Raw genomic sequence first — 21,883 nt, forward strand, 5'->3', positions numbered from 1 at the left:
CACTGCGGTGGGACACGGGTCACCGTTGTTCCTCCGGGGGGCGCGGTCGCGAGGGGGAGGAAACCGGAAGTGTCAGGACCATGGTGAGACCGCCGCCCGGTGTCTCCTCAGGCATCAGGGTGCCCGCCATCGCCTCGGCGAGCCCTCGGGAGAGCGCGAGCCCCAGGCCGACGCCGGTGTGGTTGTCGCGGTCCCCGAGCCGCTGGAAGGGCATGAAGACCCGGTCGTAGGCGTCACGCGGGATGCCCGCCCCCCGGTCGACGACGCGGAGCTCCACGTGGTCGCCGTACTCGCCGGCCGTGACGAGGACGTTTCGGCCCTCGGGACTGTGGCGGACGGCGTTGGACATGAGATTGACCAGGATTCGTTCCAGCAGCACCTGGTCGGCGACGACCTCGGGCAGATCGTCGGAGAGGTCCACCTCGATCCACCGGGACAGCGGGCCGAGGTCGTCGACGGCGCGTGGCACGACGTCCTCGAACGCGGTCGGCTCCAGTGCCAGCCCGAGCACTCCCGCCTGCAGGCGGCTCATGTCGAGCAGGTTGGTGACCAGGCGGTCCAGCTTGACCAGGGATTCGTCCGCCGTGGCGAGCAACTCCCGCCTGTCCTCGGCGGACCAGTCGACGCCGGTGTTGCGCAGGCTCTCCACGGCGGCCTTCGCCGAGGCGAGCGGGGTGCGCAGGTCGTGGCTGACCGCGGCGAGCAGCGCGGTGCGCATCCTGTCGGCCTCGGCGAGCGGCCTGACCCGCTCCGCCTCCCGCGCCAGCCGGTCCTGCCGCAGCGCCACCCCCGCCTCTGCGGCGAACGCCTCCAGCAGCCGCCGGTCGGACGCCTCCAGCAGCCTGCCCCGGATGGCCAGGACGAGCCGTTCGTCGACGACGACGTCGGTGTCCGCGACTCCCGGGCAGGTGCAGGGCGCGTCACCGGCGGTGGCCACGATCCGCCACGCCTCGGGGTCGGACTGGTCGTCGGGTCCCTGCTCGCCGACGCGTTCCAGCATGGTGACCGAGGCCAGCACGAAGGTCTCCCTCAGGCGGGCGAGCAGCGAGGCGAGCGCGTGCTCGCCGCGGAGCACGTGCCCGGCCAGGGTGGAGAGGACCTCCGCCTCGGCGCGGGCGCGGGCCGCATCCCGGGTACGGCGGGCGGCGACGTCCACGACCGCGCTCACCATGACGGCCACCAGTACGTAGACGCTCAGCGCGAACAGGTTCTCCGGGGCTGCGACGGTGAGGCGATCGACGGGCGCGGTGAAGAAGTAGTTGAGCAGCAGGAAGCCGAGCACGGCGGCGGTGACGGCCGGCCACATGCCGCCGACCAGGGCGACCACGACCACCATGAGCAGGAAGAGGAGTATGTCGCTCGGCAGGTTCACGGCGCCGTGGAAGGGCCGCAGTGCCAGTGTCAGGAGCGGCAGCCCGAGAACCGCGAGGAGCCAGCCCGCCACCCGGCGGGTGCGGGTCAGCGCGGCCCGTGACGGAGCGCGGGCACGTGTCCTTTTCACCTCGTCGTGAGTGATCATGTGAACGTCGATGGACCCGGAGCGCGCGGTCGTGGTCACCCCGACCCCCCGCGAGAGGATCTGGGCGAACCGGCCACGCCGGGACGCCCCCAGCACCAGCTGGGTGGCGTTCACGCCGCGCGCGAAGTCCAGCAGTGCGGTCGGTACGTCGTCGCCGACGACCTGGTGGTAGGTGCCGCCCAGGTTCTCCACCAGGGTGCGCTGACGGGCCGTGCTCGCGGGGTCGGCTCCAGCCAGGCCGTCGGAGCGTGTGACGTGCACGGCCAGCAGGTCGGCCCCCTGGCCCCTGCCCGCGACCCTGGCGGCCCGCCGTATCAGCGCGTCGCCCTCCGGGCCACCGGTCAGCGCGACCACGACGCGCTCGCGCGCCTCCCAGGTGCCCGCGATGCCGTGCTCGGCGCGGTAGCGGTCGAGCTGCTCGTCGACCTTGTCCGCCACCCACAGCAGCGCCAGCTCACGCAACGCGGTCAGGTTGCCGGCCCTGAAGTAGTTCGACAGTGCCGCGTCGACCTTCTCCGGGGCGTACACGTTGCCGTGCGCCATCCGCCGCCGCAGCGCCTCCGGGTCCATGTCCACCAGCTCCACCTGGTCCGCGCGGCGCACCACCTCATCAGGCACCGTCTCGCGCTGGGCCACCCCGGTGATCTCCTTGACCACGTCGTTGAGCGACTCCAGGTGCTGGATGTTGACGGTGGAGATGACGTCGATGCCCGCCTCCAGGATCTCCTCGATGTCCTGCCAGCGTTTGGCGTTGCGCGAGCCCGGCACGTTGGTGTGGGCCAGCTCGTCGATCAGGGCCACCCTGGGCCTCCTGGCGATGACGGCGTCCACGTCGAGCTCGGTGAACACGCTTTCGCGGTGGACCATGCTCTTGCGCGGGATCGCCTCCAGGCCGTCGAGCAGCTCGGCGGTGCGGGGACGGTCGTGGGTCTCGACGAGGCCCACGACGACGTCGGTGCCCCTCGCGAGGCGGCGGTGCCCCTCGCAGAGCATCATGTACGTCTTGCCGACACCCGGAGCTGCCCCGAGATAGACGCGCAGCCGCCCTCGCCCCCTGCTCATCGGTCGAGGGCCAGGTTGAGTTCGAGGACGTTCACCGCCGGTTCGCCCATGAAGCCGAGGGGACGGCCGGTGGTGTTCTCCATGATCAGCCCCCTCACCGTCTCCACGGGAAGGCCGCGCTCCCTGGCCACCCGGGGTGCCTGAAGGTCGGCGTACGCGACGGAGATGTCCGGGTCGAGGCCGGAGCCACTGGCGGTGACCGCGTCTGCGGGCACCACGGCCCTCGCCGTGCCGCGGACCGGGACGGTGCGCCCGGCCGTGTAATCTTCGCCCGGCCTGCCGCACTCGACCCTCACACCACGATACTCGGCGACGAACGGGCTCGCGGGACAGGCCTGGTTCACGCTCACGACCCGGGAGGGGATGCCCGCGACGGGAAAGACCTTCAGCACGGCGCCCACCCCGTCGGGCGCGCAGTACGGCCGGGCGCCACTGACCCCCTCCAGCTCCCCGACGGCCCTGGAGCGGGCGCAGACCTGGGTGAGCAGGCTCCGCCTGCCGTCGGCGCCGTTCGTCCCGGGGACGGGCAGGACGTCCACGACATCCTCGGGCCCGAGGTTGCTCGCGGCGGTGGCGAGCATGTCGTAGCCGGCACCGGCCACCGACGGCCTGCTCTGGAAGTAGCGGCCGACCGGTCTGCCGTCGGCGCCGGTGAAGCTCTGGCCGACGATCGCGCTTCCCACGTCCTTTCCGTCCTTCTGGACGAGGGAGCCGTTGGCGCCGGCGTGGAACACCGTCTGGGCGATGCCGGTGACCACGAGCGGGTAGAAGGCCCCGGTGACGAGGGTGAGGACGAGCAGCGCGCGGAGCGCGGCGAGATGCCGGAGGATCCAGCTGGGCAGGCGTTCCATTTAAGACATCCCCGGAAGAAACTGGACGATCAGATCTATCAACTTGATGCCGACGAAGGGCACGACGATCCCGCCCAGACCGTAGACGTAGAGGTTGCGGCTGAGCAGCCTCGACGCGCTGGAGGGGCGGTAGCGCACACCGCGCAGGGCGAGCGGTATCAGCGCCACGATGACGACCGCGTTGAAGACGACCGCGGACAGGATCGCCGACTGCGGACTGGACAGGCGCATGACGTTCAGCGCGTCCAGGCCCGGGTAGACCGCCGCGAACATCGCGGGAATGATCGCGAAGTACTTGGCGACGTCGTTCGCGATCGAGAAGGTCGTCAGCGCGCCGCGGGTGATGAGCAGTTGCTTGCCGATCTCGACGATCTCGATGAGCTTGGTCGGGTTGGAGTCGAGATCGACCATGTTGCCGGCCTCCTTCGCGGCCGAGGTGCCGGTGTTCATCGCCACCCCGACGTCGGCCTGAGCGAGCGCGGGCGCGTCGTTGGTGCCGTCTCCGGTCATCGCGACCAGCCTGCCGCCCTCCTGCTCCGATCTGATCAGGGCGAGCTTGTCCTCGGGCGTGGCCTCGGCGAGGAAGTCGTCCACACCCGCCTCGTCGGCGATGGCCCTCGCCGTCAGCGGGTTGTCGCCCGTGATCATGACGGTGCGGATGCCCATCCTGCGCATCTCGTCGAAGCGTTCGCGCATGCCCTGCTTGACGACGTCCTTGAGATGGACGACCCCCAGGACCCGCGCCCTGCCCACTGCGTTCCCGGTGTCCCCGGCGTTCCCGGTGCCCCCGGCCTCCCCCGTGACCTCCCCGACGACCAGCGGGGTACCGCCGGAGCCGGAGACCGCGTCGACGATGCCGCCGACCTCGTCGGTGGGGTGACCGCCGTGCTCGCGTACCCATTTCATGACGGCGGTGGCGGAGCCCTTGCGGATCCGGCGGCGGTCGAGGTCGACCCCGCTCATCCGGGTCTGCGCGGTGAACCCGATCCACTCCGCACCCGCCAGCTCTCCCGGCCCGCGCTCCCTCAGGCCGTACGCCTGCTTGGCGTAGACCACGATGGAACGGCCCTCTGGGGTCTCGTCGGCGAGACTGGCCAGCTGCGCGGCCGCGGCCAGCTCGTCGGCGGAGACCCCGGGGGCGGTGAGGAACTCCGACGCCTGCCGGTTGCCCAGCGTGATGGTGCCGGTCTTGTCCAGCAGCAGGGTGTTGACGTCTCCCGCGGCCTCGACCGCGCGGCCGCTCATCGCGAGAACGTTGCGCTGCACGAGCCGGTCCATGCCGGCGATGCCGATCGCCGAGAGCAGCGCCCCGATGGTGGTCGGAATGAGGCACACCAGCAGCGCGACCAGCACGACACCGGTGACACCGTCCCCGGTGAGGGCGAGTGAGTCAGGTACGCCGGGATTCTGGGCCTTGGCGTAGATCGCCAGCGGCTGCATGGTCGCGGTCGCGACCAGGAAGATGATCGTCAGGGCCGCGAGCAGGATGTTGAGGGCGATCTCGTTGGGCGTCTTCTGCCTGTCGGCGCCCTCGACCAGGGCGATCATCCGGTCGATGAAGCTCTCGCCGGGCCGCTGGGTGATCTGGACGACGATCCGGTCGCTCAGCACCTTCGTGCCGCCGGTCACCGCCGACCTGTCGCCGCCGGACTCGCGGATGACCGGGGCGGACTCACCGGTGATGGCCGACTCGTCCACCGAGGCGATGCCGTCGACCACGTCGCCGTCACCGGGGATGATCTCCCCCGCCTCCACGACGACGAAATCACCCCGCAGCAGTTCGGAGGCTCCGACGACGTCCCAGCCGGTGGAGTCGCGTCCGCGCAGCCGCCGCGCCGTGGTGTCGCGCTTGGCGGCGCGCAGCGTGGCCGCCTGGGCCTTGCCGCGCCCCTCGGCGACCGCCTCGGCCAGGTTGGCGAAGATCACCGTGAGCCAGAGCCAGACCACGGTGGCCCAGGCGAAGAACGACGGGGTGAGCACGGCGAGCACCGTGGTGAAGGCCGCGCCGGCCTCGACGATCAGCATCACCGGGTTGCGCCAGAGCGTGGCCGGGTTGAGCTTCCTGACCGCCTCCGGAAGCGAGGTGAGCAGTTGCCGGGGATCGAGGAGGCCGCCGCCCACCTTTCCCTCCCCCGGTGCGGGGGCGGTGCCCCGCACTTCGAGCGTCCGGGGCGTCACTGGATTCCCTCCGCGAGCGGGCCGAGCGCCAGGGCCGGCAGGAAGGTCAGCGCGACGAGGATCACCGTCACGCCGACGGCCATGCCGACGAACTGCGGGCGGTGCGTGGGCAGCGTGCCCGCGGAGACGGGCACCGGCGCCTGCCTCGCCAGGGATCCGGCCAGGGCGAGAACGAAGACGATCGGCAGGAAGCGGCCGAAGGCCATGCACAGGCCGAGGGCGACGTCGTACCACGGCGTGTTGGCGCTGAGGCCGCCGAAGGCGGAGCCGTTGTTGTTGGAAGCGCTGGTGAAGGCGTACAGCACCTCGGAGAAACCGTGCGGGCCGCCGTTGAGCATGCTCGCCCGCCGCTCGGCCGAGCCCATCGCCAGCGCCGTGCCGGTCAGCACGAGCAGCGGCGTGACCAGGAAGTACATCGCGGCGAACTTGATCTCGCGGGAGCCGATCCTCTTGCCCAGGTATTCGGGGGTGCGGCCGACCATGAGGCCGGCCACGAAAACCGTGATCACCGCGAGGACGAGCATGCCGTACAGGCCCGCGCCCGCGCCGCCGGGGGCGACCTCGCCGAGCATCATGTTGAACATCGTGAGCATGCCGCCGAGCGCGGTGAACGAGTCGTGGGAGGAGTTGACCGCTCCGGTGGAGGTGAGCGTGGTGGCCGCGGCGAAGGCGGCGGAGCCGGGCACGCCGAAGCGCACCTCCTTGCCCTCCATCGCCGCGCCCACCGACTGCGGGACCGTGCCGCCGTGGGCGGTCTCCAGCGCGGTCAGCAGCGCGACGCTCGCCAGCGCGATCGTCCCCATGATCGCGACGATCGCGTGGCCCTGCCGGGGGTCGCCGACCATGCGGCCGAACGTGCGGGGCAGCGCGAACGGGATCAGCAGGATCACGAAGATCTCGAACCAGTTGGTCCAGGCGGTGGCGTTCTCGAACGGGTGGGCCGAGTTCGTGTTGTAGAACCCGCCGCCGTTGTTGCCCAGCTCCTTGATGATCTCCTGACCGGCCACCGGACCACCGGTGATCGTCTGGGTGCCGCCGGTCAGGGTGGTCACCTCATGTGGGGAGGTGAAGTTCTGGATCAGGCCGCCCGCCAGCAGCACGACCGCGCCGACGAGGGCGAGCGGCAGCAGGACGCGGACGACGCCGCGGACCAGGTCCACCCAGAAGTTGCCGATCTCCTCGGTCCTCCTGCGGGCGAAGCCGCGAACCAGCGCGATCGCCACCGCCATGCCCACCGAGGCGGACACGAAGTTCTGCACCGCCAGACCGGACATCTGCACCAGGTAGCCCATCGTCGACTCACCCGGGTAGGCCTGCCAGTTGGTGTTGGTGACGAAGCTGACGGCGGTGTTCCAGGCGACGTGGTCGGGCACCGGGGCGAGCCCCAGCGACAGGAACAACCTGTCCTGCAGCCGCTGCAGACCGTAGAGGAACAGGACGGATGTCACCGAGAACGCCAGCAGGGCTCGGGCGTAGACGCCCCACCTCTGCTCGACGTCCGGCCGGACACCCACGAGCCGGTAGATCACGCGTTCGGCGGCGAGATGTCTCGTACCGGTGTAGACGCGGTACATGTGGTCGCCCAGCGGCCGGTGGACCAGCGCGAGGGCGGCGACGAGGGATCCGATGAACCAGATCCCCGCCGTGGTCGAGGACATCAGAAGCGCTCCGGGAAGAGCAGGGCCGCGACCATGAAGACCACCAGGGCGGCGACCACGACCAGACCCACGGCGTTGACGGCGCTCACAACCGTTCCACCGCTCTGACGGCCAGCCCGAGGATCGCGAAGACCGCGATCGTCAGGGCGACGAAGATGACGTCAGCCATCCCCACTCCTCGCATCCGGGGTTTGTCCGCCATCACCCGACGGGTGAGGCATACGCAAGGAAACCGCCGTTTTCCGCGCTTCCCGCGCGTCTTGACGGGTTCCATACGCCCCGGTGCCAAGACTTGACGCCTTCCCTACGCGAGCCCCGGGCCACCTCCGGACGACCGCGTCCCCCTGCCCCGGACGCGGGCGCGCTCCCGGAGGGTTCCCCGGCCTCCGGCACGTCGAGCCGAGCGTCCCCTCCCTGCGGTCATCCCCGATATACCGCGGCCGAAGGGAGGCGGACCGCTCTCCTCCCCCGCGCCTACCCGCCCGCCATCGCCCCCACGACCATGAACGGCTCGGCGCCTGTCGCGACCGGCTCGGGCAGCGGGGTGTCCGGCGGCTCGTGGGACAGGTCCAGCTCGCAGGCGAAGAACCGCACGAAGGGGCGGCGCCGCTGCGTGACGTGGTCGCGGATCGTCCCGCGCAACATCGGGTAGCGGGCCTCAAGCGCGTCGAGGACCGAACGTTGCGTCACCTGCCCCTGAACATGGAGCTCCACCTCGCCTCCGGTGCTCGCGAGGTTGCGCAGATGCGCCGGGAGCACGACGCGGATCATGGCAGCGTCTGGACTTCGACGGACAGCACGGCCGGCAGGTCCCTGGCGATGGGCATCCAGTTGTCGCCGGAGTCGGCCGAGGCGTACACCTGCCCGCCGGTGGTGCCGAAGTAGACGCCGCACGAGTCCAGCGAGTCGACGGCCATCGCGTCCCGCAGCACGTTGACGTAGCAGTGGCTCTGCGGCAGGCCCCTGGTGAGCGGCTCCCACTCGTTTCCGCCCGTCCGGCTGCGGTAGACGCGCAGCCTTCCCTCGGGCGGGTAGTGCTCCGAGTCGCTCTTGATCGGGACGACGTAGACGGTGTCCGGCTCGTGCGCGTGGACGGCGATCGGGAACCCGAAGTCGCTGGGCAGGTCGCCGCTGATCTCGTGCCACGACTCACCGGCGTCGTCACTGCGCATCACGTCCCAATGCTTTTGCATGAAGAGCACGTCAGGGCGCGAGGGGTGCATCGCGATGTGGTGGACGCAGTGGCCGACCTCGGCGTCCTGGTCGGGAATGCCCTCCGAGCTCAGACCCCGGTTCTTCGGCTGCCAGCTCTTGCCGGCGTCGTCGGTCCTGAACACGCCCGCGGCCGAGATCGCCACGGTGATGCGCCCGGGATCGCGCGGGTCCGCGACGACCGTGTGCAGGCACATCCCACCGGCACCCGGCTGCCAGGAAGGCCCCGAGCGATGCTCGCGCAACCCGGGCAGCTCCTGCCAGCTCTGCCCTCCGTCGGCCGAGCGGAACAGGGCGGCGTCCTCGACACCCGCGTACACCGTGTCCGGGTCGGTGAGCGACGGCTCCAGGTGCCAGACCCGGGCGAACTCCCACGGGTGCGGCGTGCCGTCGTACCACTGGTGGGTGCCGGGGACGCCGTCGTACTGGAAGTGATTACCGACCGGCTCCCAGGTCGCGCCGCCGTCGTCGGACCGCTGGATCAGCTGCCCGAACCAGCCGCCGGACTGCGACATGTAGAGGCGGGACGGGTCGGCGGGGGATCCCGTGAGGTGGTAGATCTCCCAGCCCCCGAAGTGGGGGCCGCTGATGTCCCACCGCTCGCGTCTGCCGTCGGACGTCAGAATGAACGCGCCCTTGCGCGTGCCGACCAGCACTCGTACACCACTCACCGGGGTTCCTTTCCGATCCCGGCGCCGACCCGTGCCGGCACCGCGCCACACTCCCGATCGTCCGGCCGGGCTCGGAGTCGACTCCGCTCGCGACACACCCGCCACGGTCGTGGGCACCGACGCTACGACAGCCCACCGACAAAACCGCCGCCGACACTCGCCGGAACGGTCGGCAGGGTCCACGAACGACGGACACCCCGCCGATAGCCGCCCTCGCCCACACCCTCACCTCGGTTCGTCCGACAGACCGGGCCGAAGACCGAGGCGCACCGGACCGGCCCGCTTTACGGGATGCCGGAAGTGGTTCACAATCCCTGCGGGGGGTCACACGCCGACGCGATCCGATAGGGGCATCATGCAATCCGGCAGGCGATCCCTGGGGGCGGTCCTCCTCACCCTCGGACTTCTCACCCTGGCCTTACTCATCGCGGCACCGACGATCGGCCCGGCCGGAGAGACGGCCCTGGCCGCCGCCCCGGCGAGAAACGCCCCTCATTTCGCCGTCCCGGCAGGGGCGACCGACGACACCACGCCACCGACACGTCCCACCGGAACGCGGCCCTGCCCGGTTCCGGGCATCCCCACCTCGACCGGTTACGCCTCCATCTGCTGGAATCCCTCGACGGACGACACGGGGGTCGCCGGCTACGACCTGTACCGCCTGGGGGTCGACGGCTTCGTCCTCGCCACCACCACGACCGGCACGGTCGGCGGCTTCTCGGGCGAACTGAACCGCTCGTACACGATGTACGTCGTGGCCAGGGACTCGGCGGGGAACATCAGCCCGCCCTCCGCTCTGATCACGGTGTCCGCGACGGTCGGCATGACGCCGAGCGCCTCGCCGACCCCCCCGCCGGGCGACCGCGTGCCCCCGTCCAAGCCGACCGGCCTGAACGAACCCTGTCCGTGGGACTACCGGGGCGTCGCGTTCTGCTGGCAGCCGTCGAGCGACAACGTGGCGGTGACGGCGTACGACGTCTACCGCGAGACCGCGACGGGATACGTCAAGGTCGGCACGACCACCCATCCCTCGTACCAGAGCTCCGGCGAATCCGGCCTGGTCATCGGGGAGCGCTACACCTACGTCGTGGTCGCCAGGGACGCGGCCGGCAACCTCAGCGTTCCGTCGGATCCGCTGTCGGCCCTCGCCAGGGGTGGTCTCCCCTCCCCCACCCCCAGCCCGTTGCCGCCGTCGTGCACGGTGTCGTACCACGCGACGACGTGGGATTCCGGGCTGAGCGCGCAGATCACCGTGCGCAACGTCGGCACGACCGCCTTCGACGGCTGGAGGCTGACGATCGACTACCCGACATCGGCCGTACGCCTCGTCTCCGGCTGGTCCGCGGGCTGGACCCAGACCGGCTCACGGCTCACCGCCACGAGCGAGAACTGGAACAGGGTCATCCCCGCGGGCTCGACGGCACAGGTCGGATTCGTCGCCTCCCACAGCGGTCCCGCGCCCACCCCCGTGCGCTTCAGCCTCGACGGAAGGGACTGCGGCGTCGGCTGACCGCCTCCGAGCGGCGTCTTCGCGTGAACCGCGCCCCACGCGAAGACGCCGCTCGTCGGCATCTCCGGACAGGAACGTGTCTCAGCCGGTGGGGGCCGGGCTGATCTGGAACAGGGCGGCTCGCCACTCGCCGTCGCGGCGGGTCAGCGCGGTGGTGGCGAAGACCCTCATGGTCTGCTTTTCCGTGCCGCCGACGAGCACGTCGATCTCCACGGTGACGGTGTGCGTCGCGCTGCCGTCACCCAGGACGATCACCCGGTGGTCACTCAGATCCGTACGCGTGTACGGGTTGCGGTTCTCGGCGAACCCCTTCAGGATCGCCTCCCGGTCGTCGACGATCCCCCACTGCGACACGCTCAGCGGTGCCTCGGTGAGGAGGCGGTCGTAGAACTCCGCGTCGCCGTTCCTGTTGGCCTCCCATGCCCGCTCGGACAGTTCGACCAGCTCACGCTCGATCGACTCGCGCTCGGTCCGCTCACGCTCAGGGCTCATCGCCGTACCCTCTCTCTCACTGACACCGGTTTAACCGGTGTCAGTGTTACACTCGACCCATGACCCTGGCAAACGGCATGGAGCTCACCGCGCCCGGCAGGAGGAGCTTCAGGTTCGACGCCGGCACGCTCTGCCTGGAGCTTCTCGTCACCGGGGGCGAGGGAGAGCTCGCGCGGTGGGAGCGGCTCCACACACCCGGCGACCTCGCCTCCTGGATCCCGTACTCCCGGGCCGGTCTCGGCGACCTCGTCAAGGTCTCCGCCGGCGACCTCTCCGCCACGCTCCGCCTGCGCGCCGCCCTCCAGCGGCTCGCCGCGACCGCCGCCTCGGGCTCGCGCGCCTTCTCGGCGGCCGATCTCGCCACGCTGAACGAGGCCGCCGCCGCGCCGCCGCCCGTCCCGGTCATCGGCCCCGCCCTGGAGCGATCCTGGGCCTCCCCCGTCACCGGGGCGCAGTTCCTCTCCGCCGTGGCCCGCGACGCCGTCGAGGTGTTCGGCGGACCGGCCCTCGACCGGATCAGGATGTGCGGGGGCGAGCGCTGCTCCCTGCTCTTCCTCGACACCTCGCGTCCCGGGGTGCGGCGCTGGTGTTCGATGGAGCGCTGCGGCAACCGCCACAAGCTCCGCACCCGCCGCGACCGCCACCCGGCGGGCTGACGCCCCTTCGATGGCGCGTCTCCGGAGGCATGCCCTCCGAGGCACGCCGACCGGCCCGAGTAGTCTCCTGTCCGACACTCGCGTCGTGACCCGCAGGGACCTGACGGACCGGTCCCGGCGGGTCACGACGTGGACCCCCTTCCAAGGAAGTGCGATGACCTCACAGACGGCGGGACGTTTCGGGCTGGTCGGCAGCGGGTGGCGTTCGGAGTTCTTCGTACGCCTGGCCAGGCAGCTGCCCGAGCGGTTGTCGGTGTCCGGCGTGGTGACCAGGTCGCGGGAGCGCGGCGCCGAGGTCGAGGCCGCCTGGGGTGTGCCGGCGTTCCGTTCCGTCGAGGAGATGCTCGCGGCCGGACGTCCCGAGTTCGTCATCCCGTCGGTGCCGTGGCCGGTCACCCCCGAGGTGACGAAGGAACTCGTGGGGTTCGGCGTGCCGGTGCTGGCCGAGACGCCTCCCGCGGCCGACCTGGACGGGCTGCGCGACCTGTGGGCGGCCGTCGGGTCCAGCGGCCTGGTGCAGGTCGCCGAGCAGTACTCGTACATGCCGGGGCACGCGGCGAGGTTGGCGCTCGTGCGTGAGGGGGTCATCGGGCAGGTGACCTCCGCGCAGATCTCCTCGACGCACCTGTACCACGCCGTGTCCCTGATCCGGCACCTGCTCGGGGCCGGTTTCGGGGAGACCACGGTGACGGCGCGCTCGTTCACCGCCCCGCTGGCCGACCCGCTGTCCAGGGACGGCTGGACGGGCGACTCCACGCCGAAGGAGGCGGCCACCACGATCGCCACCCTGGGGTTCGCCGAGGGGATGGGGCTCTACGACTTCACCGACAACCAGTGGTGGAACCCGCTGCGCGCCCGGCGCGTCGTCGTCCGGGGATCGCTGGGAGAGATCGTGGACGACAGCGTGGTGCGCCTGGCCGACCCGAGGACCCCGGTGGAGTCGCGGCTCACCCGGCGCCAGACCGGGATCGACCTGAACCTGGAGGGCCGCGAACTCGACCACATCAGCTTCGACGGGCGCGTGGTCTACCGCAACGAGTACCGGGGCGCGCACTTCTCCGAGGACGACCTGGCCGTCGTCTCGCTCCTGTGCCGGATGACGTCCTGGTGCCGGGGCGAGGGCCCGGAGCCCTACTCCCTGGCCGACGGCTGCCAGGACCACCTGATCGGCCTGGCGATCGGGGAGTCGCTGCGTACCGGCGCCGACGTGACCACCGGCCGCGAGGCCTGGGCACGGTAGCCTTCGCCGGGCCGCCCGACACGACCGGGTGGCCATGGCCTCGTGCGTCTCCGGCGCGTGCATCGGGGTCCGGATGACGCGGGGCACCGGAACGCATCGCCGTACTGGACCCCGCGGTCGGTCCCGCGCGCCTACCAGCGCAGCTCCCCGTTCTCGTCCTGGAATGTTAAGGACTCCGGCGAACCGGCGGTGAGCGCCATCCCGAACGGGACCGTGACGCGGCCGGGATCCCGTCCGGAAGGCGTGCGGGAAGAAGGTGGAAAGCGCCGCCCGCCCGGGGGGTGTAAGGCACAGGCGGGCGGCGCCGTCTAGGTGCCGCTCAGCGCAGGGAGAGCTGGAGCAGCAGGTCCTTGACCTCGGTGGCGGCGATCCGGTCGCTGGCCACGGACGGATCCGAGCAGAGCAGCACCGGGCCGTCGAGGGGGTTGTCGGGCAGACGACCGTGCGAGCCTCGGATGGCACGGGCGCCCGCGTCGAGGCCGACGACGTTCATCGTGTAGCGCATGCCGGTCTTCTTGCGCAGCAGCGCCATGGCGGCGCGGCGCTTGGCGGCTCCGGGATCCGCGGGGTCGAAGAACAGCTCCGCCGGGTCGTAGCCGGGCTTGCGGTGGATCTCGACCAGGTTGGCGAAGTCGGGGGCGCGGGTGTCGTCGAGCCAGTAGTAGTAGGTGAACCACGCGTCGGGCTCGGAGACGAGGACGAGTTCCCCCGCCCGGGGGTGCGCCAGCCCGTTCCTCGCCTTGCCCTCCTCGTCGAGCACCTCGGCGACTCCGGGCAGGCCCGCGCAGAGCTTGGCCACGGCCGGGATGTCGGCGGGGTCGGCCACGTAGACGTGGGCCACCTGGTGGTCGGCGACGGCGAACGCCCGGGAGGTCCAGGGGTCGAGATACTCCATGCCGTCCTGGGTGTAGACCTCGAGCAGGCCCTCGGTCCGCAGCATCCGGTTGATGTCGACCGGGCGGGAGACGTCGGTGATGCCGTACTCCGACAGTGCCACCACGGTGGTCCCGCGCGCGGCGGCGGCGTCCAGCAGAGGGGCGAGCACGGTGTCGAGCTCGGAGGCGGCCGCGGCCGAGCGCGGGTCGGACGGGCCGAACCTCTGCAGGTCGTAGTCCAGGTGCGGCACGTACGCCAGGGTCAGGTCGGGGTTGTGGTCCTTCATGATCTGCTCGGTGGCGCGGCAGATCCAGGTGGAGGAGGCGATCCCCGCGCCCGGCCCCCAGTAGGTGAACAGCGGGAAGGTGCCCAGCTTGCCGGTGAGCTCCTCGTGCAGGCCCGGCGGGTAGGTGTAGCAGTCGGGGTCCTTGCGCCCGTCGGCACGGTAGATGGGCCGGGGGGTGACCGTCCAGTCGACGTCGGCGCCCATCGCGTACCACCAGCACACGTTGGCCACGGTGAAGCCCGGCCGCTCGCGGCGGGCGGCGTGCCACAGCTTGTCCCCGCCGACCAGCGCGTTGTGCTGGCGCCACAGGAACACCTCGCCGAGCTCGCGGAAGTACCAGCCGTTGCCGACGACGCCGTGCTCGGTGGGCGCGACGCCGGTGAGGAAGGTCGACTGGGCCGAGCAGGTGACGGCGGGAAGTACGGTGCCGAGTTCGGCCTGGAAGCCGCCGTCGGCGACGGCGCGCAGCCTCGGCATGTGCGCCAGCAGCCTCGGGGTCAGTCCCACCACGTCGAGGACGAGCAACGATGTCATGCTTTCACTCCCAGATCGCGCATCGCGGCGCGGGCGAAGTCAAGCTCGTCGGCGATGCCCGCGGCGAGCCGGTCGGGGGTCTGCGGGCGCAGCGCGGGCGGCAGTACCCCCCAGGTGTAGGTTTCCACGTCGAAGTGGTCGCAGAGCGGCTCGGGACCGCCGACCAGCTCCGCGAGGGCCTCGCGGAGCACCGGCACGGTGGTGCCGAGCGGTGCCTGCGGCGCGACGTGCAGGGGCACGTGGTAGTGGACCCGCCACGGTCCTGGCAGCTTCCGCTCGAACGCCTCGTCGAGGTCGTCGGCCTCGTCGCCGGCCGCGTTGCGGGTCTGGTGCAGGAAGCGCGGCTCGACGTACTCGCGCAGGGTCTCCGGGTCGTCGCTCTCCAGTGCCGCGGAGACCTGGACCTTGACGACGGGCAGTCCGGCCTCGGCGTACCGGCGCAGCGCGTCGGCGGGCCGCTCCCAGGCGCACGCCAGGTGGGCGAGGTCCAGGCAGATGCCGAGCCGGTCGGTGTCGACACCGGACAGCGCGCGTACGGCCTGGTCGGTGGTCTCCACCACGCAGCCTGGCTCGGGTTCGAACGCCACCCGGATGACGCGGCCGGTGGCGGACTCGACGGCGGCGAGCCCGGTGGCGAGCTCGTCGAGCCTGCGCGTGGCCAGACGGGACATGTCCTCGTCCCACGGGTCGCGCCAGGCGAGCGGGAGCGTGGAGATCGACCCCCTCGCGGCGTCGTCCGGCAGGAGAGCGGCCAGGACGCGTGCCAGGTCGAGGGTGTAGGTGAGCCGTTCCGGAGTGGTCCAGTCGGGGTGGTAGACCGCCTGCTTGACCACCGGGTCCTGGAACGAGCGGTAGGGGAAGCCGTTGAGCGTCACGACCTCCAGTCCCCGCGCGTCCAGCTCGCGGCGGAAACCGGCCAGCAGCCCGGGGTCGGCGGCGAGCGCGGCGGCGACGGGCGCGGCCAGCCACAGCCCGAGCCCGAGCACGTCGGCGCCGAGGCGGGCACGGATCGGCACCGCGTAGGTGTCGAGCTGCCCGACGATGCCACCGAGGTCCTCCGCCGGGTGCACGTTGGTGCAGTAGCTCAGGTGCAACGCCCGCCCACCGGGGTGAAGCAGCCGCATCAAGACCCTCCGCGCTTGATGGAGCTGCCCTCGAAGGTCGCCTCCCGCGCCCCGGCGACCTCGGAAAGGTCCAGGCGTCCCGACTGGCCGTAGAACTCCACGGGGTTGCGCCAGAGCACCCGGTCGACGTCGTCCTCGCTGAACCCGGCCGCCAGCATCGCCTTTCCGGTCTCCAGGGTGAGCAGCGGGTCGGACACGCCCCAGTCGGCGGCGGAGTTGACCAGCACCCGCTCCAGGCCGTGCTCGCGCAGGATCTCCACCATGCGGGGCGGCGACATCTTGGTCTCGGGGTAGATGGAGAAGCCCATCCAGCAGCCCGAGTCGTGCACGATTCCCGCGGTGACCTCGTTGAGGTGGTCGACGGCGACCCGTCCGGGCTCGATGCCCGAGGCGGCGACGACGTCGAGGGTGCGCCGGGTGCCGGCGGCCTTGTCGCGGTGCGGGGTGTGCACGAGCGCGGGCAGCTCGTGGTCGACGGCCATCGCGAGCTGCCGTTCGAAGGCGTCGTCCTCCTCGGGGGTCATCGAGTCGTAGCCGATCTCGCCGACCGCGACGACCCGGTCCTTCTCCAGGTAGCGCGGGAGCAGGTCGAGCACGGGCCGGCAGCGCGGGTCCCCCGCCTCCTTGGGGTTCAGCGCGATGGTGGCGTGGTGCGCGATGCCGAACTGCCCCGCGCGGTACGGCTCCCAGCCGATCAGCGAGTCGAAGTAGTCGGTGAACGAGCCGGGGTTGGTACGGGGCTGGCCCAGCCAGAAGGCGGGCTCCACGATGGCGAGCACCCCGGCGGCGGCCATTCTGGCGTAGTCGTCGGTGGTGCGTGACGTCATGTGGATGTGCGGGTCGAAGATCCGCATCATGCCTCCTTCTCGCTGTTCAGACGGTCGAGCAGTGCGGTCGCGTCCGCGGGGACGTCGCGTCCGGCGGCGGTGCGTTCCTCGGCGAACGCGGCCAGCATCCCGGCCAGCTCGGCGTCGGCCCGCTCCTCCAGCCGGTCCACGGCGGCGAGCGGCACACCCATGAACACGCACTTGAGCACCGCCTGCCGCCACATGGTCTGGTCGAGGTGGCGGGCGTACGGGCCGAGTGCGGCGGCCACGAGGCGGGTGTCGTTGGTGCGGATCGCGTCGAGCAGCAGTGGTACCGCCTCCGCGCCGACGGGCAGCATCGGCAGGGCCTTGAGGACGGCGCGCTTCTCGTCGGCGTCGCCGTACCGGTAGAGGTCGGCGGCCTGCCCGGCCACCTCCTCCGGCGGGAGCGCGGCGAGCAGGACGGCCCTCGCCGCCTCGTCGGCACTCCAGCCGGGCGCGTCCGGCAACGGCGCCCGTCCGGCGCGACGGCCCGCGGCGGCGAAGTGCCGGGTGACACTTCCCGGTTTGGCGGCGACGCTCGCGCGCGCGTCGGCGAGCCACTCCTGGCCGAGCGCCGCCAGCAGGCTGTCCGTCTGGTTACTGGGTTCGGAGGTCATGCGTTCGTCCCTTCGGCGGCGGTGCGCAGGAAGCTCAGGGATCGGGCGGCCACCTGGGGGGCGGCGTGCGAGTGGCGGGGCAGCTCGACCGCGACCAGGCCCCGGTAGCCGCAGCGGGCGAGGGCACGCAGCACGGGCGGGAAGTCGATCTCCCCCTCGCCGAACTCCAGGTGCTCGTGCACCCCTCGGCGCATGTCGTCGATCTGCACGTTGACCAGGTGGGCGGCGACGGCCGTGACACAGTCGGCGACCGGATCCGGTTCGAGGCAGCGGCAGTGGCCGATGTCCAGCGTGATGCCGAACCCCGGCGGTTCGCCGAGTTCGGCGTGCAGCTTGCGCCATCCGGCGATCGTCTCGACGAGCATGCCGGGCTCGGGCTCGAAGCCCAGCGGCACCCCGGCGGCGGAGGCCGTCTCGGCGAGCCGGGCGCAGCCGTCGACGAGCCTGGCCCAGGCCGTGGCCTCGTCGACCGTCTCCGGGCGCACACCCGCCCAGAACGACACCGCCTCGGCTCCCAGGTCGGCGCCTATCGCGACCGCCCGGTTCAGGAAGTCCAGGCGCTTCTCGCGCTCGTCGTGCAGCAGCGTGGGGGCGTGCTTGTGCCAGGGGTCCAGCAGGTAGCGGGCGCCGGTCTCGACGACCACGCCGAGGCCGAGATCGCGCAGCAGGTCGGCCGCGGCCGCGACCCTGCGGGCCAGCCCTTCCTCGTAGGGGTCCAGGTGGTCGTGGTCGAGGGTGAGAGCGACCCCCTGGTAGCCGAGGTCCGCGATGACCCGCAGCGCGTCGTCCAACCGGTGGTTGGCGAACCCGTTGGTGCCGTAGCCGAACCTCAGCCCGGCACTCGTCACAGTGCCCGTCCCAGTGCCCGTCACAGTGCTCGTCTCGGCGCTCGTCTCGGCGCCATCGGGGCTCATGTGGGAGAGACCTTCCTGGCGAGGGCCCGGCCGAGCGGGACGGCCGCCGCGACCGCGATCCCCTCACGGGTGGCGCCGCTGCGGGCGACGAGCGCGCCCTGCAGGGCGGGCAGCGCGACGATGCCGGTGCCGACGGCGGCCCGCAACCGGGAGGCCGAGGGCTCGGCGACCGCCTGAGCCTGGGACATGCCGAACCTGGCGGCGTACCAGCCGGTCAGTCCCGCCTGCACGGCCCGCACCACCCGCGCCGCACGCGCGCTCTGCGGAGTGGGCGAGGCGTCGCCGCGTCCCAGGGCGGTGGCCACGGCGAGCGCGACGGTTCCGGCCAGGGTCGCCGCGGGCAGGCTCCGGTCCGAGCCGGACACCTCGGCCCGCGACAGCGCGGTGAGCAGGTAGGTGTGGGCGGCGACGGTGAGCGCCGAGGGCAGCGCGTCGGCGACGCTCCGTCCCGGGGTGGCACCCAGCAGCACGTCGAGGCCTCGGCAGAGCGCCATCACCAGCGGTCCCGCCGCCGTGTTCTTGGCCACCAGGTCGTACGACCATACGGCGGCGGCGAGCGGGACGGCGACCGCCAGGGCTCGGCGACCGCCGGAGAGCCCGGCCGCCGCCAGGCCCGCGGCGGTGAGCCCCGCGGCCACGCCGAGCGCGGCGCCCGGCGACACGCGGCCCGAGGGGATCGGCCGCTCCGGGCGTTCCTCCGCGTCCAGGTGACGGTCGGCCCAGTCGTTGGCGGCCATTCCCGCCCAGTACAGGCAGACCGAGGAGCACGCCAGCCCGAGGGTCCTACCGCCCAGCACCTGGGCGGCGGCGGCTCCCGCGACGACGTCACCGGGGACGGAGAGGGCGGCGGGGGCGCGCACGAGCTCCGCGAGGTCGCGCGGCGACGGCATCAGACCCGCTCCCCTTCGCCGAGGGTGTCGGCGAACGCGAGCAGCACCCGCCACTGGTCGGCCAGCGCGTGCGGCGCCTCGCCGAGCGGGTCCTTGAAGAAGAAGGCCAGCTCGCCCAGCGGCCCGGTGCGGCCAAGGCGGTGCGCCGCCGCCGTGAGCCTCGCCAGGTCCAGAATCAGCGGCGCGGCGAGGGCGGAGTCGCAGCCGTGCCAGCTGAACTCCATGCGCATGGACGTCCCCAGGAACCCCTCGAAGGTGACCAGGTCCCAGGCGGTCTTGAAGTCGCCGATGTCCTCCACGTACTCGATGCGGGTCTCGCCCTGCGGGGTGTAGCCGAGCGTCTCGCCCAGCACCCGCTGCTTGCTGGCGGCCTTGGCGGCGTTGGCCGCGGGGTCGGCGAGGTTGGCGCCGTCTCCCCCACCGAGGAGGTTCATCCCCGACCAGGTGCGAACCCGGAGATTGCGCTGGGCGAACATCGGGGCGAGCACCGACTTGACGAGCGTCTCGCCGGTCTTGCCGTCGTGACCCCCGTACGGCAGCCCCATCAGGTCGGCGAGCCGGTCCAGGGCGGGCAGCCTGGCGCCCGTCGAGGGGGTGAAGTCCAGGTAGGGGCAGCCCGCGCGGAAGGCGGCGTACGCCATCAGGGCGCTGGGCGGCAGCAGGTCCCTGGAGGCCGCCAGCTCGGACTCCAGCAGTTCCAGGTCGGCGTGGGCCGGACGCGGCTCGGGGGCGGGCTCGGTGGTCGAGACGTTGATGACGACGACCCGTTCCAGACCGTGCCGCAGCCGGAACTCGGTGATGTCGGCGCCGATCAGCTCCGCGGTCGCGGCCTGGTTCTCGGCGGCCGGCACCTGCCTCAGGTTCTCCTCGACCCTGGCGAGCTCGTCGCGCAGGGGTTCGAGCAGCCTGGCCGGTACGATCCCGGCTCCGGCCAGCGCGGCCGCCTTCTTCTCCAGCGGGGTCGGCACGATGTCGTGCCCGCCGAACACCAGGTCTCCCAGCCCTGGCAGTCCTGCGCCTCGGAACTGGGGGAGCTCCGTGACGCAGCCCGTCGGCTGGGCGAGACCGGCGCGTACCGCCAGCGCTCCGATGACGCTCGTGACGGCGACGGAGCCTCGTGCTCCTACCAGCCACACTCCCGTACGCATCTGGCCTCCTGTGGTGAGTCGACTCCTGGGGGATGACGGTTTTCATCCGCCCGGCCGGGGCCGGGCGGCGCCGGTGGCATCCGTCGCGGCCGTCCGGTCGGAGGGGATGTCATCGGCGGGTACTACGTGGTCGTTAGAACGAAGGAGACGACCCCGCGACGGGCCGAACCTGACGGTCCGACCCGCTTGTGCAAGGAATCGTACGTTATGCGGATATTACGGATATATGCCTCAGGGCCATGTGTTTCCGTCAGACCAGCTCAACTCATGAAAACAACTCATGAAATTAAGTCAGGGATTCCTGTCAGAGACATCGGCCGAGGACCCGGGCCGAGAATTACGGCCCGAGCTCCTGTCCGATTCCTGTTCCTCAGAGTTCCGGCCGGGGCTTCCCGTTGCCAAGCCCTCGGCCGGAGGATCCTCCCGGTCGGAAGGCCCCAGGCTCTCGGTCCCGAGACCTGGGGCCGGCCGACTCAGTCGGAGGAGAAAGCGGCGTCGAAGGCGGTGGAGGGCGGGGTGATGGAGTTCAGCTTGCGGATGATCTCCAGGGCGTCGGGGGCGCCGTCCAGACGGTCCATCCCCGCGTCCTCCCACTCGATGGAGATCGGCCCGTCGTAGCCGATCGCGTTGAGGGCTCGGAAGCAGTCCTCCCAGGGCACGTCGCCGCGTCCGGTGGAGACGAAGTCCCAGCCGCGACGCAGGTCCGCCCAGGGCAGGTGGGAGGCGAGCCGGCCGCGGCGGCCGTCGCCGGTACGGACCTTGGCGTCCTTGCAGTCGACGTGGTAGATGCGGTCGGCGAAGTCCAGGATGAAGGCGACCGGGTCGATCTCCTGCCAGACCATGTGGGAGGGGTCCCAGTTGAGGCCGAACGCGGGGCGGTGGCCGATGGCCTCCAGGGTGCGCACGGTGGTGTGGTAGTCGTAGGCGATCTCGCTGGGGTGGACCTCGTGGGCGAAGCGGACGCCGACCTCGTCGAAGACGTCGAGGATGGGGTTCCAGCGGTCGGCGAAGTCGGCGTAGCCGTCTTCGATCATCTGGGGCGGGACCGGGGGGAACATGGCCACGGTGTGCCAGATGGAGGAGCCGGTGAAGCCGACCACGGTGTCGACGCCGAGCTTGGCGGCGGCGCGGGCGGTGTTCTTGATCTCCTCGGCCGCGTTGCGGCGGACCTGCTCGGGATCGCCGTTGCCCCAGATGCGGGCGGGCAGGATGCCCTGGTGGCGAGCGTCGATGGGGCTGTCGCAGACGGCCTGGCCGACGAGGTGGTTGGAGATGGTGTAGACGCTCAGGTTGTGCTTGGCGAGCATCTCCTGCTTACGGGGGATGTAGTCGTCGTCGCTGAGAGCTTTGTCGACCTCGAAGTGGTCGCCCCAGCAGGCGATCTCCAAGCCGTCGTATCCCCAGCCCGAGGCGAGACGACAGACCTCCTCGAACGGCAGGTCGGCCCACTGGCCGGTGAACAATGTGATGGGCCTGCTCATATTCCCTCCACAGATGTAAGGCGGCTCTGGTCGTCGGCGCTGCGTTCGACCGCGGCCAGCACGCGCTGGACGTTCAACCCGTCGTCGAACGACGGAGCCGGAGCGACACCGGAAGT

The 21,883-nt window shown here is 71.5% G+C and carries 19 protein-coding genes; 3 read left to right on the top strand and 16 right to left on the bottom strand.

Features of this window, described 5'->3' with window-relative positions; all coding sequences use genetic code 11:
- Positions 1-19: 19 nt before the first annotated feature.
- From AB0B90_RS09070 to AB0B90_RS09100, 7 genes are all read right to left on the bottom strand, one after another.
- Positions 20-2,581, bottom strand: a complete 2,562-nt coding sequence (locus tag AB0B90_RS09070) for a sensor histidine kinase KdpD (RefSeq protein WP_362921790.1) — start codon at positions 2,579-2,581, stop codon at positions 20-22.
- On the bottom strand, positions 2,578-3,432 hold the full coding sequence (locus tag AB0B90_RS09075; RefSeq protein ID WP_350948846.1) for a potassium-transporting ATPase subunit C: 855 nt from the start codon (positions 3,430-3,432) through the stop codon (positions 2,578-2,580). The genes AB0B90_RS09070 and AB0B90_RS09075 overlap by 4 nt, the downstream gene beginning before the upstream one ends.
- Positions 3,433-5,553, bottom strand: coding sequence for a potassium-transporting ATPase subunit KdpB (gene kdpB, locus AB0B90_RS09080; protein ID WP_362921810.1), 2,121 nt, complete (start codon positions 5,551-5,553; stop codon positions 3,433-3,435). It abuts the gene before it with no gap.
- Between the two features lie 53 nt (positions 5,554-5,606).
- The gene (gene kdpA, locus AB0B90_RS09085; protein ID WP_350948847.1) at positions 5,607-7,268 is read right to left on the bottom strand and encodes a potassium-transporting ATPase subunit KdpA; all 1,662 of its coding nucleotides are present in this window, start codon (positions 7,266-7,268) and stop codon (positions 5,607-5,609) included.
- Positions 7,268-7,357: a K(+)-transporting ATPase subunit F gene (gene kdpF / locus AB0B90_RS09090; RefSeq protein WP_350948848.1), complete on the bottom strand. Its 90-nt coding sequence runs from the start codon at positions 7,355-7,357 to the stop codon at positions 7,268-7,270. Before kdpF ends, kdpA begins: the two co-directional genes overlap by 1 nt.
- Positions 7,358-7,742: 385 nt before the next feature.
- Complete coding sequence (locus AB0B90_RS09095) at positions 7,743-8,027, bottom strand: MoaD/ThiS family protein (RefSeq protein ID WP_350948849.1); 285 nt, start codon at positions 8,025-8,027, stop codon at positions 7,743-7,745.
- 8 nt (positions 8,028-8,035) lie between these two features.
- Positions 8,036-9,151 (bottom strand): exo-alpha-sialidase, encoded by a 1,116-nt coding sequence (locus AB0B90_RS09100; protein WP_350948850.1) that lies wholly within the window; start codon positions 9,149-9,151, stop codon positions 8,036-8,038.
- Between the two features lie 355 nt (positions 9,152-9,506).
- Between AB0B90_RS09100 and AB0B90_RS09105 the strand changes: the two genes are divergently transcribed.
- Entirely contained in the window at positions 9,507-10,661 is a 1,155-nt protein-coding gene (locus AB0B90_RS09105; protein WP_362921793.1) for a cellulose binding domain-containing protein, read from the top strand.
- Positions 10,662-10,742: 81 nt separating this feature from the next.
- On the opposite strand, the gene AB0B90_RS09110 is transcribed toward AB0B90_RS09105, so the two are convergent.
- Positions 10,743-11,153, bottom strand: coding sequence for a nuclear transport factor 2 family protein (locus tag AB0B90_RS09110; protein ID WP_350948852.1), 411 nt, complete (start codon positions 11,151-11,153; stop codon positions 10,743-10,745).
- Positions 11,154-11,212: 59 nt separating this feature from the next.
- On the opposite strand from AB0B90_RS09110, the gene AB0B90_RS09115 reads away from it, so the two are divergent.
- The gene (locus AB0B90_RS09115) at positions 11,213-11,809 is read left to right on the top strand and encodes an ABATE domain-containing protein (protein WP_362921796.1); all 597 of its coding nucleotides are present in this window, start codon (positions 11,213-11,215) and stop codon (positions 11,807-11,809) included.
- Between the two features lie 154 nt (positions 11,810-11,963).
- Positions 11,964-13,049 carry a Gfo/Idh/MocA family oxidoreductase gene (locus AB0B90_RS09120; protein ID WP_362921798.1) on the top strand — a complete coding sequence of 362 codons (1,086 nt, stop codon included), beginning with the start codon at positions 11,964-11,966 and terminating at the stop codon, positions 13,047-13,049.
- Between the two features lie 319 nt (positions 13,050-13,368).
- Here the strand turns inward: AB0B90_RS09120 and AB0B90_RS09125 are convergent, their stop codons facing one another.
- The 8 genes from AB0B90_RS09125 to AB0B90_RS09160 form a co-directional block, all read right to left on the bottom strand.
- A complete protein-coding gene (locus AB0B90_RS09125) occupies positions 13,369-14,745 on the bottom strand; it encodes a nucleotide pyrophosphatase/phosphodiesterase family protein (RefSeq protein WP_350948855.1) in 1,377 nt (458 codons plus the stop codon).
- On the bottom strand, positions 14,742-15,869 hold the full coding sequence (gene eboE, locus AB0B90_RS09130) for a metabolite traffic protein EboE (RefSeq protein WP_350948856.1): 1,128 nt from the start codon (positions 15,867-15,869) through the stop codon (positions 14,742-14,744). Before eboE ends, AB0B90_RS09125 begins: the two co-directional genes overlap by 4 nt.
- Positions 15,869-16,723, bottom strand: a complete 855-nt coding sequence (locus tag AB0B90_RS09135; RefSeq protein WP_350948864.1) for a TatD family hydrolase — start codon at positions 16,721-16,723, stop codon at positions 15,869-15,871. The genes eboE and AB0B90_RS09135 overlap by 1 nt, the downstream gene beginning before the upstream one ends.
- On the bottom strand, positions 16,723-17,334 hold the full coding sequence (locus AB0B90_RS09140) for an EboA domain-containing protein (protein WP_350948857.1): 612 nt from the start codon (positions 17,332-17,334) through the stop codon (positions 16,723-16,725). Before AB0B90_RS09140 ends, AB0B90_RS09135 begins: the two co-directional genes overlap by 1 nt.
- Positions 17,331-18,248 carry a sugar phosphate isomerase/epimerase family protein gene (locus AB0B90_RS09145; protein WP_362921801.1) on the bottom strand — a complete coding sequence of 306 codons (918 nt, stop codon included), beginning with the start codon at positions 18,246-18,248 and terminating at the stop codon, positions 17,331-17,333. The genes AB0B90_RS09140 and AB0B90_RS09145 overlap by 4 nt, the downstream gene beginning before the upstream one ends.
- A complete protein-coding gene (locus AB0B90_RS09150) occupies positions 18,245-19,138 on the bottom strand; it encodes an SCO3242 family prenyltransferase (RefSeq protein ID WP_362921803.1) in 894 nt (297 codons plus the stop codon). The genes AB0B90_RS09145 and AB0B90_RS09150 overlap by 4 nt, the downstream gene beginning before the upstream one ends.
- Positions 19,138-20,286 (bottom strand): inositol-3-phosphate synthase, encoded by a 1,149-nt coding sequence (locus AB0B90_RS09155; protein ID WP_350948860.1) that lies wholly within the window; start codon positions 20,284-20,286, stop codon positions 19,138-19,140. Before AB0B90_RS09155 ends, AB0B90_RS09150 begins: the two co-directional genes overlap by 1 nt.
- 473 nt (positions 20,287-20,759) lie before the next feature.
- Positions 20,760-21,767: a sugar phosphate isomerase/epimerase family protein gene (locus tag AB0B90_RS09160; RefSeq protein WP_350948861.1), complete on the bottom strand. Its 1,008-nt coding sequence runs from the start codon at positions 21,765-21,767 to the stop codon at positions 20,760-20,762.
- Positions 21,768-21,883: the final 116 nt, after the last annotated feature.

This window comes from Streptosporangium sp. NPDC049078 (assembly GCF_040648855.1).
Taxonomy (GTDB): Bacteria; Actinomycetota; Actinomycetes; order Streptosporangiales; family Streptosporangiaceae; genus Streptosporangium.

Excerpts from the sequence above, each read along its gene's own strand:
- AB0B90_RS09145 (WP_362921801.1), bottom strand. The coding sequence starts at position 18,248 with ATGAGCCCCGATGGCGCCGAGACGAGCGCCGAGACGAGCACTGTGACG.
- AB0B90_RS09135 (WP_350948864.1), bottom strand. The coding sequence starts at position 16,723 with ATGCGGATCTTCGACCCGCACATCCACATGACGTCACGCACCACCGAC.
- AB0B90_RS09070 (WP_362921790.1), bottom strand. The coding sequence starts at position 2,581 with ATGAGCAGGGGGCGAGGGCGGCTGCGCGTCTATCTCGGGGCAGCTCCG.
- AB0B90_RS09115 (WP_362921796.1), top strand. The coding sequence starts at position 11,213 with ATGACCCTGGCAAACGGCATGGAGCTCACCGCGCCCGGCAGGAGGAGC.
- AB0B90_RS09160 (WP_350948861.1), bottom strand. The coding sequence starts at position 21,767 with ATGAGCAGGCCCATCACATTGTTCACCGGCCAGTGGGCCGACCTGCCG.
- AB0B90_RS09125 (WP_350948855.1), bottom strand. The coding sequence starts at position 14,745 with ATGACATCGTTGCTCGTCCTCGACGTGGTGGGACTGACCCCGAGGCTG.
- kdpA (WP_350948847.1), bottom strand. The coding sequence starts at position 7,268 with ATGTCCTCGACCACGGCGGGGATCTGGTTCATCGGATCCCTCGTCGCC.
- AB0B90_RS09075 (WP_350948846.1), bottom strand. The coding sequence starts at position 3,432 with ATGGAACGCCTGCCCAGCTGGATCCTCCGGCATCTCGCCGCGCTCCGC.
- AB0B90_RS09120 (WP_362921798.1), top strand. The coding sequence starts at position 11,964 with ATGACCTCACAGACGGCGGGACGTTTCGGGCTGGTCGGCAGCGGGTGG.
- eboE (WP_350948856.1), bottom strand. The coding sequence starts at position 15,869 with ATGCGGCTGCTTCACCCCGGTGGGCGGGCGTTGCACCTGAGCTACTGC.
- AB0B90_RS09105 (WP_362921793.1), top strand. The coding sequence starts at position 9,507 with ATGCAATCCGGCAGGCGATCCCTGGGGGCGGTCCTCCTCACCCTCGGA.
- AB0B90_RS09110 (WP_350948852.1), bottom strand. The coding sequence starts at position 11,153 with ATGAGCCCTGAGCGTGAGCGGACCGAGCGCGAGTCGATCGAGCGTGAG.
- AB0B90_RS09155 (WP_350948860.1), bottom strand. The coding sequence starts at position 20,286 with ATGCGTACGGGAGTGTGGCTGGTAGGAGCACGAGGCTCCGTCGCCGTC.
- AB0B90_RS09150 (WP_362921803.1), bottom strand. The coding sequence starts at position 19,138 with ATGCCGTCGCCGCGCGACCTCGCGGAGCTCGTGCGCGCCCCCGCCGCC.
- AB0B90_RS09140 (WP_350948857.1), bottom strand. The coding sequence starts at position 17,334 with ATGACCTCCGAACCCAGTAACCAGACGGACAGCCTGCTGGCGGCGCTC.